Source organism: Proteus vulgaris (assembly GCF_023100685.1).
Lineage (GTDB): Bacteria > Pseudomonadota > Gammaproteobacteria > Enterobacterales > Enterobacteriaceae > Proteus.
Map to the genome: position 1 here is coordinate 3,758,890 of NZ_CP090064.1, position 13,336 is coordinate 3,772,225.

Below are 13,336 nucleotides of genomic sequence, written 5' to 3' on the forward strand. Positions count from 1 at the left end.
ATATAAAAAACAAATTATCTGATAATTCTGAAATAAAACAGCATAAAAAAACCCGAGCCTAAGCTCGGGTTTTTCGTGTAAAACAGTTAGCTGATGAATTACATCATGCCGCCCATTCCACCCATGCCGCCCATACCACCAGCGCCACCTAAATCCATTTTGTCATCTTTAGGTGAATCAGTGATCATCGCTTCTGTTGTGATCATCAGACCTGCGATAGATGCAGCAAATTGCAGTGCAGAACGAGTAACTTTAGTTGGATCTAAGATACCCATATCAATCATATCGCCGTAAGCATCAGTTGCAGCGTTATAACCGTAGTTACCTTCACCCGCTTTCACGTTGTTTACAATAACAGATGGTTCTTCACCTGCGTTAGCAACGATTTGACGCATTGGAGATTCCATTGCACGTAATGCAACACGGATACCCACGGTTTGTTCTTCGTTATCACCAATCATCTCACGCAGAGCGTTAGCAACACGAACCAGTGCAGTACCACCACCAGCAACAACGCCTTCTTCAACAGCTGCACGAGTTGCATGCAGAGCATCGTCAACACGAGCGCGTTTTTCTTTCATTTCAACTTCAGTTGCTGCACCGACTTTAATTACTGCAACACCGCCAGCTAATTTAGCAACGCGTTCTTGTAATTTTTCACGGTCATAATCTGAAGTTGCATCTTCGATTTGTTGACGGATTTGAGCTACACGACCGCTGATTGCGTCTTGGTCACCTAAACCATCAATGATTGTGGTAGTGTCTTTGTTGATAACAACACGTTTTGCTTGACCTAAGTCTTCTAAGGTTGCTTTTTCTAACTCCATGCCGATTTCTTCAGAAATGACAGCACCGTTAGTTAACGTTGCGATATCTTGTAACATTGCTTTACGGCGATCACCAAAACCAGGTGCTTTAACCGCAGCAACTTTAACGATACCACGCATGTTGTTTACAACTAAGGTTGCCAGTGCTTCGCCTTCAACATCTTCTGCAATGATAAGCAGAGGTTTGTTAGCTTTAGCAACACCTTCTAAAACAGGCAGTAATTCACGGATGTTAGACACTTTTTTGTCAACTAACAGAATGAATGGGTTTTCTAATTCTGCTGTACCTGTTTCATGTTTGTTGATGAAGTAAGGAGACAGATAACCACGGTCAAACTGCATACCTTCAACAACATCTAGCTCATCTTCTAAGCCAGTACCTTCTTCAACAGTGATAACACCTTCTTTACCTACTTTATCCATCGCTTGCGCGATCAGAGTACCGACGGTTTCATCAGCGTTAGCAGAAATTGTACCAACTTGAGCAATCGCTTTAGTATCTGAACATGGAACAGACAGTTTTTTCAGTTCTTCGACAGCAGCAATAACTGCTTTATCGATACCACGTTTCAGATCCATTGGGTTCATGCCAGCGGCAACGGCTTTTAAACCTTCGGCAATAATTGATTGTGCTAATACTGTTGCAGTTGTAGTACCGTCACCAGCCGCATCATTGGCTTTAGAAGCAACTTCTTTCACCATCTGCGCACCCATGTTCTCGAATTTATCTTCAAGTTCAATTTCACGTGCGACAGATACACCATCTTTAGTAATAACAGGTGAGCCGAAAGATTTATCTAAAACAACGTTACGACCTTTAGGGCCTAAAGTTACTTTAACTGCATCTGCAAGAACATTAACACCACGTAACATTTTATTACGAGCATCTACACCGAATTTGACGTCTTTAGCTGCCATCGTATATTTCCTTTGAATTCGTTCAGTTTAAGAAGATCTTAAAAGAGAAAAATTATTCTTCTACAATTGCTAAAATGTCGCTTTCAGACATGATAAGCACGTCTTCGTTATCAATTTTTTCTGTTTTAACGCCATAACCGTCGTTAAAAATTACGATATCGCCAACTTTAACATCCAGTGGTTTAACGTCGCCGTTTTCCATAATACGGCCTTGACCTACGGCTAAGATTTCGCCACGAGTAGATTTACCCGCCGCTGTGCCAGTAAGGACGATACCGCCTGCTGATTTAGCTTCGACTTCTTTACGTTTAACAATAACACGGTCATGTAATGGACGAATCTTCATTAATAGTGCTCCTATAAAAAAGTCCATATCAGGATTAAGGTTGATACCAGTGCCTAAGATGAACCAGTACCATGACGATACAGGTGGGGGCATCCGGTAAAACTTCAAGGGGAGAAGTGTGTTTTTTTTTCAAATTTTCCCCTTTTTAGTCGATTATGCTTTGGGCTAATTATTTTTTATCAGAAAAATGGTCGTTATCCTGATCTTCACCCTTATTATTCAGTTGGTTACTTGGTGAATCTTCTTTGCGCTGATACTCACCTTCAAAAGTGGTGCCATTTTGACTAGAAGAAAATCCACTTTGTCCGTTACTACCTGAATAAACACGAATACGAGAAATTAATTTTGTCACTAACAGTGCTTGTAACGGTGGCAGTAATAACAGCAAACCTAAGAAGTCCGTAAAGAAGCCGGGGATCAGCAATAAAATACCCGCCAGTATTAACGAAACGCTTTTCACCATTTCAGCAGCAGGCACTTCACCCACGGCAAGTTTTTGCTGCATTGAAGCAATATTTTTTACGCCCTGATTTTTTACCAATGAGACACCAACACAAGAAGTCAGCACCACAAGGAATAGTGTTGTAAGTACGCCAATCGAAGATGCTACATTGACGAAAATAACAGCTTCTACATAGATAAGAAGACAAATAACAATTAATGGGAGCCAACGCACTTGGTTCTCCTTTTTATAAAAAAAGATTCATATTATTAATAGAAAGGAGTGTGAACTACATCTAAGGTGATGGTTTACGAACTCGCTTTTTCTTAGTTTATCTACATAATAATGGGGAGCCTAACACTCCTTTTCAAGGGGCGTTAAAAAGAGAAGTAGAACTGTAAAATCCATGAGATAGATCACAAAAAGAAAATATTTAGACGTTATTTACGTATAAAGTGATCCAGCTTAAAGGTATTTGTTCACAACCCGAATATGATCGTGTCAGTACCAAGCAAAACGGTAAGTTATATTACATTATTAACCGTTAACGATATATTTTATTAACAAGCGCATAACTAGACAGTTAAAATTTTAATAAGAAGGTTCTCATGTCAAATAAAACTCGTATCGAAGAAGACCTGTTAGGTAAAAGAGAAGTTCCTGCTGATGCTTACTATGGCGTCCACACTTTACGTGCAATTGAAAACTTCTACATCAGTGATCGTACCATCAATGATGTTCCAGAATTCATCCGCGGTATGGTAATGGTGAAAAAAGCCGCAGCATTAGCAAACAAAGAACTTCACACTATTCCTCGTGAAATCGCTGATACGATTATCAAAGCCTGTGACGTAGTATTAGAAACAGGTAAACACATGGATCAATTCCCAGTTGATGTATTCCAAGGCGGTGCGGGTACTTCATTAAATATGAATACCAATGAAGTTATCGCAAACATCGGTCTGGAATTAATGGGCCACCAAAAAGGTGAATACCAATACCTGAACCCGAATGACCACGTCAATAAGAGCCAATCAACAAACGACGCTTATCCTTGTGGTTTCCGTGTAGCGGTTTATAACTCTGTTATCAAATTAACTGAATCTATCGAACTGCTGAAAGCAGGTTTTGATAGAAAAGCAGTTGAGTTTAAAGACATCCTGAAAATGGGTCGTACTCAATTACAAGATGCTGTACCAATGACTTTAGGTCAAGAATTCCACGCTTTCTCTGTACTGATGAAAGAAGAAATCAAAAACCTGAAACGCACTGCTGAGTTACTGTTAGAAATGAACTTAGGTGCAACAGCTATCGGTACTGGTCTGAACACAGCACCAGGTTACCAAAAACTGTCTGTTGAAAAACTGGCAGAAGTAACTGGTTTAGCTTGTGTTCCAGCAGAAGACTTAATTGAAGCAACTTCTGACTGTGGTGCTTATGTAATGGTTCACGGCGCATTAAAACGCTTAGCTGTGAAAATGTCTAAAATCTGTAATGACTTACGTTTACTGTCCTCTGGTCCTCGTGCAGGTCTGAAAGAAATCAATCTTCCAGAACTACAAGCAGGTTCTTCAATCATGCCAGCTAAAGTAAACCCAGTTATTCCAGAAGTTGTTAACCAAGCTTGCTTTAAAGTTATCGGTAATGACACTTGTGTAACAATGGCTGCTGAAGCAGGTCAATTACAATTAAACGTAATGGAACCTGCAATCGGTCAAGCAATGTTCGAATCAATCTCTCTGTTAAGCAACGCTTGCCGTAACTTAGTAGAAAAATGTGTTGATGGTATCACTGCGAATAAAGACGTCTGTGAACACTTCGTATTTAGCTCAATCGGTATCGTTACTTATCTGAACCCATTCATTGGTCACCATAACGGCGACATCGTTGGTAAGATTTGTGCAGAAACTGGTAAGAGTGTACGAGAAGTTGTTCTAGAACGCGGTTTATTAACCGAAGAACAACTGGATGATATCTTCTCTATCGAGAACTTAAAAAACCCGGCTTACAAAGCAAAACGCTTCGATGATTAATAATTGTGTTTTATAACATGACACTGTTAAACATAAGAATGAGCTCTTAAAAATACAAGGCACGGACTCTTTAAGAGGCGTGCCTTTTTACTTGATTGTAAAAACAAAAATTTAACTTATCTTTCTCATTTTTTTAATTATCTCAAGGAGTAAACGCTATGTTAGCCGTAGAATTGATTATCGTTCTGCTGGCCATTTTCCTCGGTGCGAGACTTGGGGGAATTGGTATCGGGTTTGCCGGTGGTTTAGGGGTTTTAGTTTTAGCTGCTATCGGTGTTAAACCTGGTTCAATCCCTTTTGATGTTATCTCCATCATTATGGCTGTTATTGCCGCAATCTCTGCGATGCAGGTTGCTGGTGGTTTGGATTACCTTGTTGGCCAAACTGAAAAACTGTTAAGACGTAATCCAAAATACATCACAATTCTTGCGCCAATTGTGACTTATTTCTTAACTCTATTTGCAGGTACAGGGAACATTTCTCTAGCAACACTGCCAGTTATCGCAGAAGTTGCAAAAGAACAAGGCATCAAACCTTGCCGTCCTTTATCAACAGGTGTTGTTGCAGCTCAAATCGGTATTACTGCATCTCCTATCTCTGCTGCAGTTGTGTACATGGCATCAGTCATGGAAAACCCAGCAATGGTCGGTGAAGGTAATACAGTAAGTTACATCACTCTACTGTCTATCTTATTACCAGCAACTTTCCTTGCTATCATTCTGATGTCATTCATCGTGTCTTGGGTATTTAACTCAAAACTATCTGATGATGCTGTCTATCGTGAACGTTTAGAACAAGGTCTGGTTGAGTTACGTGGTAGCCAAGAACGTAGAGAAACATTACCAGGTGCTAAATCATCTGTAATGCTGTTCTTACTGGGTGTTGTCTGTGTTGTTACTTATGCAATCATCAACAGCCCAAGCTTAGGTATTGTGAAAGAACCGTTAATGAACACCACTAACGCTATTCTTATCATCATGCTGAGTGTTGCAACGCTTATCACTGTTTTCTGTAAAGTTAAAACTGATACCATCCTCAACTCAAGTACTTTTAAAGCAGGTATGAGTGCATGTATCTGTATTCTGGGTGTTGCATGGTTAGGTGATACTTTCGTTTCAAGTAACATTGATTGGATCAAACTGACTGCGGGTGATTTAATCACTGGTCATCCTTGGTTATTAGCCGTTATCTTCTTCTTCTGTTCTGCACTGTTATATTCACAAGCAGCAACAGCAAAAGCATTAATGCCAATGGCTTTAGCACTAGGTGTATCTCCATTAACTGCAATTGCATCTTTCTCTGCGGTTTCTGGTCTGTTCATCCTGCCAACTTACCCAACACTGGTTGCGGCAGTTCAAATGGATGACACCGGTACAACCCGTATCGGTAAATTAGTCTTCAACCACCCATTCTTTATCCCTGGTACAATTGGTGTGGTATTAGCTGTCGGATTTGGTTTCCTCTTCGGCGGTATGATCCTGTAGTTTGAAGTAAAAAATTAAAACATTGCAAAAAAGCGCCTAGCGCTTACAAGAAATAAAAAAACAAGAAAATACCCCGTCGCAAGATGGGGTATTTTCATTTTACCCTGTCGCCTCTTGCTTTCATTTTTAGTTAAAGTCTGCTAATTATGATGTTTTCGCGACAACGTGATTTAAGGAGATTTCCGTGCAACGTGAAGCATTATTAGACCACGTACTTATCAAGCTAGAGCAATACGGCTTAGCCGCAACTTTACCAGAGCTTCTTCAAGATTCGGGTATCAATGAATCTCAACTTCACCCATTTTGGCCTGATAGAGATGCCTTAATTTTTGATTGTCTTCGCCATCATGGGCAGCAAATTGATATTTGGCAACGCCAAGTGATGTTAGATGAAGAACTGACTATCGAACAAAAGTTACTTGCCCGTTATGATCAACTGGTCATACGTTTAGAGAAAAACCGTTTTCCTGGTTGTTTATTTGTTGCAGCATGTAGCGCATACCCTGATGAGCACTCTCAAATTCACCAATTAAGCCAACGTCAAAAGCAAAGCTCATTTGATTACTCTAGAACGCTACTACGCGAGCTTGATATCGAAGACAGCGAGTTAGTTGCTAAACAGATGGAACTCATCTTAGAAGGCTGTTTAAGCCGTTTAATGGTGAATCATCATGCTGATGATATTATTACAGCAAAATTATTGGCTGAGGATATTCTTAAGATTGCTCAATGCCGTAAAAATGGTGCATTAAGTTAGTTTTGAGTGTTGGAAAACGAGAAAAATGATCTGTTTTTTTGCTTGTACCCAATTTCTCTCTGCTGAGTAGCAAAAATCAAATTTAATCATCAAAAAAAGAGAAAGTTTTCTCTTTGATCTGCAAAAAAGTGAATATCTTTACTGATTGTTATTTAAGCGTTTTTTACTGAAAAATTGCTTATGATGAAAATTTAAACTCGAATAGAATAAAAAGAAAGCAAACAAACTTATTTTTGCATTTTTTATTAAAAAGACGTTGACGCATCACGCTGAATACGGTTTAATGCGCCTCGTTAGCCCGAATAGCTCAGTCGGTAGAGCAGGGGATTGAAAATCCCCGTGTCCTTGGTTCGATTCCGAGTTCGGGCACCATCTTTCATTTGTTCGTCAGTTAGTTAACTAACTGAGAGGGCAATCAAGAGCTGAAAATATAATTTGACACTGTCACTTTATGTTGGAACTCTTAAACTAAACAGTCTTGCTCAAACCAAGGCTGTTTTTTTTTATTTGTAACTTTTACTTTCTTTCCTAATCACTGTCAAATCTTGATACTCCTCCTGTTATTTTCATCACATCAATTCCGCTTCAAGTATATCTCGCAAATTATCAACACTTTCATCAATGTATTCTAATGTCGATGTAATACTGGCATGTCCTAACAGCCTTTTCACAACATAAAGATTACGTTCTGGTGATTGCATCATATGCGTTGCGACGGTATGTCGAAAACGGTGAGGTGATACAATGAAATTACATTCCGCTGATAAGCGTTTGAAAAATGAACGTAACGGGTATTCTCCCATCGTCTTTGGATGTTTCTTTCTTTTCATTAAATCAAACCATCCAACATTGAATACTTGATCTGTCAGTTCTACACCTACCTTTTGTGCTTCTTTCACTAAATTTTCTAGTGATGGGTATAATGCGGAAACAATCGGTACCCGATGTTCACGGTGATTTTTAGCGCCCTCCTCACATAGATGGATCCACTTCTCTTCAAGATTAATATCCCCCAACCTAATATGCAGAAGTTGCCCTTGGCGAATGGCGGTATAACGAAATACGTTCATTGCCGTCATCCAAAACCACGCTGGATATAATGCATTTTTTCGCCCATCACACACGTAGCCATAACCTTGCTTTTCTTCAAGTTCTAGATAGTGTGTCATTCGACGGTACATATCATCCATCTGTGATTTAGTCAGAACTTTTTTCTTTTTGGCCCCTGCACGAACCACCGTACCATTAAAAGGATTCTTTTTATGGGGTAATAATTCTTGTTCTATTCCAAAATTAAACAATGCTCTCATATGAGTCACTTTATTGTTCCATGTTCTACTTGAGCGCTTATTGTCACCTAAAACAAGATGTCGCCATTGTAGAACTGTTAATTGATCAATCTGAGCAGGATTTAACGAGGTAAATTCTTCAAATGTACGAAGAACCTTACGATAACTTCTCATTGTCGTAGGACGTAATAATTTATAATAAAAATACTGCTCAATAAGAAACTCAAAAGTGATGTCATCCATAACATGCTCATTTACAACAATCAGTAAAACACGACAATGGGTGCTGTTATCGCTGATACAAAACGAACAAACCATCAAATAACAACCATAAGACTTTAAATGATGACTTTTTTGTTGCTCCTGTTTAAAAGTCATACCATTACCTTATCAAGAGGTTCCACTCCATTAAGAGTACGTAACCATCTAGGTGCTCGCATTTCAGCAACAAAGTAATTAATTAAATCATTCAATAACCAAATAAGACTTTTTCCTTTCTCATTTGAGAAACCTAACTCTGCAAGAAATTGAGTCAGCGTAATGCAATGCTGGCAAAGCTCAGTACATTCAAAATCAAAACGAGGAAGGCTTGGTGGTATTTTATTGGCAATAAAACACTGCACCAAATGAGGAGGAATAGGCTCATCTAATGTAGATTGCAAGAGTGTTAAACAGACGTTAAGACGGCAACATAACGCCATTTTAATGGAGAGTTCTTCGCTATTAATTAATGCATCTACAAATTTGTCACAATAATCAACGAGTGTTGTGAAATCTGTTGTGGAATCGAACTGAATAGTAAGTAATGGATGAGTTGGATTAAGGGTCATTGCCATATTTAGGCATCCTCTGGTAGATTAGAGCAATCCACCACTAGAGAGGCTAATCTCGATGGAGGTGGAGTCGAACGGAGTTAGCCTTACCGGTTCTACCAGATACCGGCGCATCTGATGATGCCCCCGCTCGACCCACCATTGAGATGCGATCAAGCGTACGATATGAAAATATACCGCTGGTAGAGTTTTTCAGGAGGCTAATCCCGACACCTGATTTTGCAGGTGCGAGTGAAAGATACCGTGATTAATCAATGGGAGCAAGACTGTTTTAGTGGAGTTACTATTATTATTTTCTATCGCTGATGGATATTTCACCAAACAATTTAATAAGCAAATGTCACATTGCAAATTCATTGTAAAATCTTTATACAACAACCAGTAATGGATTTTCAGCAGGCTTATTATTGCTTGTGAATATTTTATTTGCTGGAATTAAATAACCACTTAATTTTTTAAATTGCCCTTCTAATAATTCATTTTGAAAGAGCTGACAAGTAAACATATTGCCTCGATCATCACGATGATATTTCAGTCTCTCAAACGCTTTTTGAAGCTTACTTTTATCTTGTTTAGGCAATTTCATTTCAGCTAAAAACACATAAAAAATATTGGGAGTAACGATAAAAATATATCCTGCAATAATATGCATTTGTGCATTAGGTTGATTTATAGAGAGATAACCATTTACACAACCCTCAATGAGCCACTGCCAAAAGACATCACCCATATCGATGATTTGATTATCAGTAGGGGGTAATTGCATTTCTGGTATAACGGTTAGTTCTCTTTTTTCTAGAGATATACTTTCTGATAATACATCGCTTTCAGGCAATGATATCTCACATTGAAATGGTGCAAGTGTTAAAGCAATCGCTTTAGAAACAATTTGGTCTACGATACCTGTTTGTTCTCTAAACCCTGTTAAATACATTGATAGCGCCTCAAGCGCTTTAGGATGTTGGCTTAACCAATTTATTGCATCTGATGGAATTATTTTCCATGCGAGCATCGCGCCAAAACATCTCATTTGATTTTGTGATATTTCAGAGATAAATCGAAATCGATAAGGCTCCGTTAATGCCTCCTGCAATGGAAACCATCGTTTTCCACTTTTGAATTCAACCTCAAAATGACATAAGTATTCCACACAAGAAAACAACGAGGCATAAACGATAACTGCGTGCCATACAGTACCTTGCTCAGCTTGCTCTTCTGGTGAGGCACCAATTGGAAGCATGTAATTTTTAGACAAATTAGAGGCACATGTTACAACTTCAAGCATGTAATCAGTCATTCCACCTAAATAGTTATAGGCTCCCTTTTCACTTAATGGGAACTGTTGCATTAAGAAAACACATTGCTCTAATGGTGTTTTATAGAGTTGAGTATAAGCTTCTTGAGATAAAAAAGATGAATTCCAAAGTGACTTTAATAATTGTTGACGATGAGATGATAAGAGAAGATCATTTAACGATCTTGGTAAAATAGTGTTTGATGAAATTTCTGAATTTATTCCTTTTTTAATTCTTTTGAATAAACCTATTCGCTGAAAACATAATTTCAGATTTAACATATAAAACTCCATTTATGATAATAAGCTTTAATAAAACAAATAACATCATTAAATAAAAAATTCTTATATTTAATATAAAAATTAATCCATTATTAAATTCATATTAAATACTATTTTTAGCCTATTTTCTTTTAATTAAATTACGATAAATTCACAGGATAGAGCACGCGGAACAGTATGAAGCTACTTGTTTTTTGACTCTGTTAGCGAAAGATAAAAAGGCTTCCTAAAACGGAAGCCTTTTTCGATCTATTGTCATTATATTATTTAGCTAAATAATAATTATTTTTTATTCGTATTTAATATTAAATACTCAAATGCCTCCTTGGCATATCTCGCTGCTCTAAATATGGCTTTATGATCTTCTTTAAGTATTTTTAACCATGATGCAATATAATTTTCATGTTGAAAATGACCTTGAATACCTAATTCAGCACATAAAAAAGCAGATCCAATTTCTGCAATAAGTTCCTCAAAAGCATAAACTGGGTTACTCATTTTCTTAGATAATGGAGTTATTATTCCTTTTCGAGCAAGTCTTGAAGTATGCCCCGTTGAATGCACCAATTCATGAAGTAATGTGCAATAGTAATCTTCCACTGAATGAAACTGCCCCATTTCTGGGATAACAATATGATCATTTTTCGTATGATAATATGCACAATCCTGATAACTATGTGTCACGGGTATACCACTACTTATCACCACACTCTCAGCTCTACCAATACGTTCAATATCAGGAAGAACTGGCTTTTTAGAATAAAATGTCTCTGGCAAATTTTCACATTGTTCAATATTAAAAAGATGGAAACGTGCCATAAAACAGCGTGATGAATGAGTTAATTTATCTTCAGTCTCACTGTCAGTGCTATCTTCGGTGAAAGGTTTAAATAACGTGACTAATGTGGATTTTTCGCCTCTGCGAACGCTACCTCCTGCACATTTTGCTTGATTAAAAGTCAGCCATCGATTTGAATTAACCCCTTTTTCAATCGCTCCTATCCATAACAGCATGACATTAATACCACTGTAATGTCGCCCCGTTGCTGCATTAACAGGTAGCCCTTCATTTTCAGTATCCCAAGTTTTACGCCAAGGTTCTGTTCCTTTTTCTAATGCTTCAATAATCTTATTTGTCACTATGTGATAAAGATCGTTTTGCTGTGAGGATGTACGACCTATTAATTCCTTTTTCATAGGCAATTCCTGTTAAGAAAAAGGGAATTGCCACCAAATGGGGAAGCAATTCCCATTTGGGTTGAAATAAAGAAAGTTGATTTAATTAATGTACAATCGCCCTAAGGCATTTCTTTCAGATTGCAGAAATATTGGCTGTTGTTATAAACAACGAATTAACGGGTAAACGTTATTAATTTAATGTGCGATAAACAAGTATGTTTTATTGATCATTAATATTAAGTTTATTGTAGACACGCTCAACATAACGCCCTCGCCCATCACCATGACCTAAATCCATGGATACCATTGCCTTAGCTTCGTCATCGCTCATTCCATTACTTTTATGATACTCCATTGCATTTACTGCCCACGCATAGCGCAAGCTATGGGGCGCATATTTACCTGTTAGCCCAGCATTTCTGACAACATTTCGATAGCGATCTATGGCAGACTTTAAATCGGGTTTATCAATCAATTTACCGTTAGATTGAGCAGTTAAATTCAACGCTTGATTGATGGCATATAACATTTTGTCACGATCAATAATTGTCGTATCTCTAGGCCTTCCCCCTTTTGTACCAAAAACAATACAAACACTTTTCTCACCTTGTAGCAGAGCGCGTTGCCATGTTTTTAATGACTTTGCTGACTGTATCGCCTCTTCAGTACGTAACCCGAAATAACGTGCTAATTGCATGGTCATTGCAACCCCCATATCTTGCTTTTCTGCATGATAAAAAGCAGATAAATACCGTTCTTCGCTAATAGCCACTTTCGTGCCATCACGGCTCGCATTTGATAAACCAAGCGCATGATTACTGAGTTTTTCATGTCGAGGTGAGGCAAGCTTTGTTCTGCCAGCAACCGCTAAAATATTTCTAATGCCTGCCATTTCGTTTTGAAGTGTTCTTTTTGAAATGCCTTCTTCCTGCCGGCTTTTTATATAAAATTCTATATGGTTTGTTTTGATATGTTTTACATCACGAATTTGAATATTCAGTTTTCCCATTCTATCTGCAAAGCGAGAGGCTATTTTCAAACGATCAGCAACAGTTTTAAAACTCCCTCCACCTTGTTTTGCTAATGTAGTTAATTGTTTGTTGAATTTGGACAAATAAGCCCTCCACAATCATATTTTTATATATAAAACAAAATTCCCTGACGGCATGGTTATATTTTACTTTAGCGGGTATCTGTGCATCAGGGCGACAATAAGTTGAGTTTTTACGAGGCTCCCCAGCTCTCAGAGCTGTTCGCGGTATAAACCGTCCTGATAAATAAAATCAGACTGCCTCCATCTATCAGCTTTCGCTGATATTGCCATCGATACCGAGCTAATTTCTCTTTTAATTTTTCGAGTGAGTTGTCCTTAATATTGTCACTACGAGTGTGTCAGGCTGTAGTTATCATTGAAAAAGTAGATGCCATAAGCCAAAGCGTGCTGTTTGCGCGTAGCGTCACTTGGTATCGCTTACGCTTTTACACAAGTGACGCTGCCTCGTTCCTGTCGCTTAATAAGCTTTTGCCCTTTTGCCTATGCCTTTTATTACATTAGGCATAGCGACGTGCCTCAAATAGTGCAGGTGGCATCTTCATTATTTGTACTATCTTGCGGTTATCACCCAAAGGTATCATCTCTCAGATAGTGATGA

The 13,336-nt window shown here is 38.2% G+C and carries 11 protein-coding genes and 1 tRNA gene; 4 read left to right on the plus strand and 8 right to left on the minus strand.

Annotation, left to right across the window (positions count from 1 at the left end):
* Positions 1–98: 98 nt before the first annotated feature.
* The 3 genes from groL to LW139_RS17925 form a co-directional block, all read right to left on the minus strand.
* Complete coding sequence (gene groL / locus LW139_RS17915) at positions 99–1,745, minus strand: chaperonin GroEL (RefSeq protein WP_166539976.1); 1,647 nt, start codon at positions 1,743–1,745, stop codon at positions 99–101.
* 52 nt (positions 1,746–1,797) lie between these two features.
* Positions 1,798–2,091 carry a co-chaperone GroES gene (locus LW139_RS17920; RefSeq protein ID WP_036914050.1) on the minus strand — a complete coding sequence of 98 codons (294 nt, stop codon included), beginning with the start codon at positions 2,089–2,091 and terminating at the stop codon, positions 1,798–1,800.
* A gap of 169 nt (positions 2,092–2,260) precedes the next feature.
* A complete protein-coding gene (locus LW139_RS17925) occupies positions 2,261–2,767 on the minus strand; it encodes an FxsA family protein (RefSeq protein ID WP_109408343.1) in 507 nt (168 codons plus the stop codon).
* A gap of 374 nt (positions 2,768–3,141) precedes the next feature.
* On the opposite strand from LW139_RS17925, the gene aspA reads away from it, so the two are divergent.
* From aspA to LW139_RS17945, 4 genes are all read left to right on the plus strand, one after another.
* A complete protein-coding gene (gene aspA / locus LW139_RS17930; RefSeq protein WP_109408344.1) occupies positions 3,142–4,566 on the plus strand; it encodes an aspartate ammonia-lyase in 1,425 nt (474 codons plus the stop codon).
* A gap of 158 nt (positions 4,567–4,724) precedes the next feature.
* Positions 4,725–6,050, plus strand: a complete 1,326-nt coding sequence (locus LW139_RS17935; protein WP_072069058.1) for an anaerobic C4-dicarboxylate transporter — start codon at positions 4,725–4,727, stop codon at positions 6,048–6,050.
* A 184-nt stretch (positions 6,051–6,234) separates the two neighbouring features.
* A complete protein-coding gene (dicD, locus tag LW139_RS17940) occupies positions 6,235–6,807 on the plus strand; it encodes a division control transcriptional repressor DicD (RefSeq protein ID WP_166539975.1) in 573 nt (190 codons plus the stop codon).
* Positions 6,808–7,103: 296 nt separating this feature from the next.
* Positions 7,104–7,179: transfer RNA gene (locus LW139_RS17945), tRNA-Phe, on the plus strand.
* 197 nt (positions 7,180–7,376) lie between these two features.
* Here the strand turns inward: LW139_RS17945 and LW139_RS17950 are convergent.
* From LW139_RS17950 to LW139_RS17970, 5 genes are all read right to left on the minus strand, one after another.
* Positions 7,377–8,339 (minus strand): tyrosine-type recombinase/integrase, encoded by a 963-nt coding sequence (locus tag LW139_RS17950; RefSeq protein ID WP_319800757.1) that lies wholly within the window; start codon positions 8,337–8,339, stop codon positions 7,377–7,379.
* 131 nt (positions 8,340–8,470) lie between these two features.
* On the minus strand, positions 8,471–8,932 hold the full coding sequence (locus tag LW139_RS17955; RefSeq protein WP_247850323.1) for a hypothetical protein: 462 nt from the start codon (positions 8,930–8,932) through the stop codon (positions 8,471–8,473).
* 364 nt (positions 8,933–9,296) lie between these two features.
* The gene (locus LW139_RS17960; protein ID WP_247850324.1) at positions 9,297–10,505 is read right to left on the minus strand and encodes a TraI domain-containing protein; all 1,209 of its coding nucleotides are present in this window, start codon (positions 10,503–10,505) and stop codon (positions 9,297–9,299) included.
* Positions 10,506–10,787: 282 nt separating this feature from the next.
* The gene (locus LW139_RS17965; protein WP_247850325.1) at positions 10,788–11,702 is read right to left on the minus strand and encodes an ArdC family protein; all 915 of its coding nucleotides are present in this window, start codon (positions 11,700–11,702) and stop codon (positions 10,788–10,790) included.
* 202 nt (positions 11,703–11,904) lie between these two features.
* On the minus strand, positions 11,905–12,798 hold the full coding sequence (locus tag LW139_RS17970; RefSeq protein WP_247850326.1) for an integrase domain-containing protein: 894 nt from the start codon (positions 12,796–12,798) through the stop codon (positions 11,905–11,907).
* Positions 12,799–13,336 lie beyond the last annotated feature (538 nt).

Excerpts from the sequence above, each read along its gene's own strand:
- LW139_RS17955 (WP_247850323.1), bottom strand. The coding sequence starts at position 8,932 with ATGGCAATGACCCTTAATCCAACTCATCCATTACTTACTATTCAGTTC.
- LW139_RS17920 (WP_036914050.1), bottom strand. The coding sequence starts at position 2,091 with ATGAAGATTCGTCCATTACATGACCGTGTTATTGTTAAACGTAAAGAA.
- LW139_RS17935 (WP_072069058.1), top strand. The coding sequence starts at position 4,725 with ATGTTAGCCGTAGAATTGATTATCGTTCTGCTGGCCATTTTCCTCGGT.
- LW139_RS17960 (WP_247850324.1), bottom strand. The coding sequence starts at position 10,505 with ATGTTAAATCTGAAATTATGTTTTCAGCGAATAGGTTTATTCAAAAGA.
- groL (WP_166539976.1), bottom strand. The coding sequence starts at position 1,745 with ATGGCAGCTAAAGACGTCAAATTCGGTGTAGATGCTCGTAATAAAATG.
- LW139_RS17950 (WP_319800757.1), bottom strand. The coding sequence starts at position 8,339 with ATGGATGACATCACTTTTGAGTTTCTTATTGAGCAGTATTTTTATTAT.
- aspA (WP_109408344.1), top strand. The coding sequence starts at position 3,142 with ATGTCAAATAAAACTCGTATCGAAGAAGACCTGTTAGGTAAAAGAGAA.
- LW139_RS17965 (WP_247850325.1), bottom strand. The coding sequence starts at position 11,702 with ATGAAAAAGGAATTAATAGGTCGTACATCCTCACAGCAAAACGATCTT.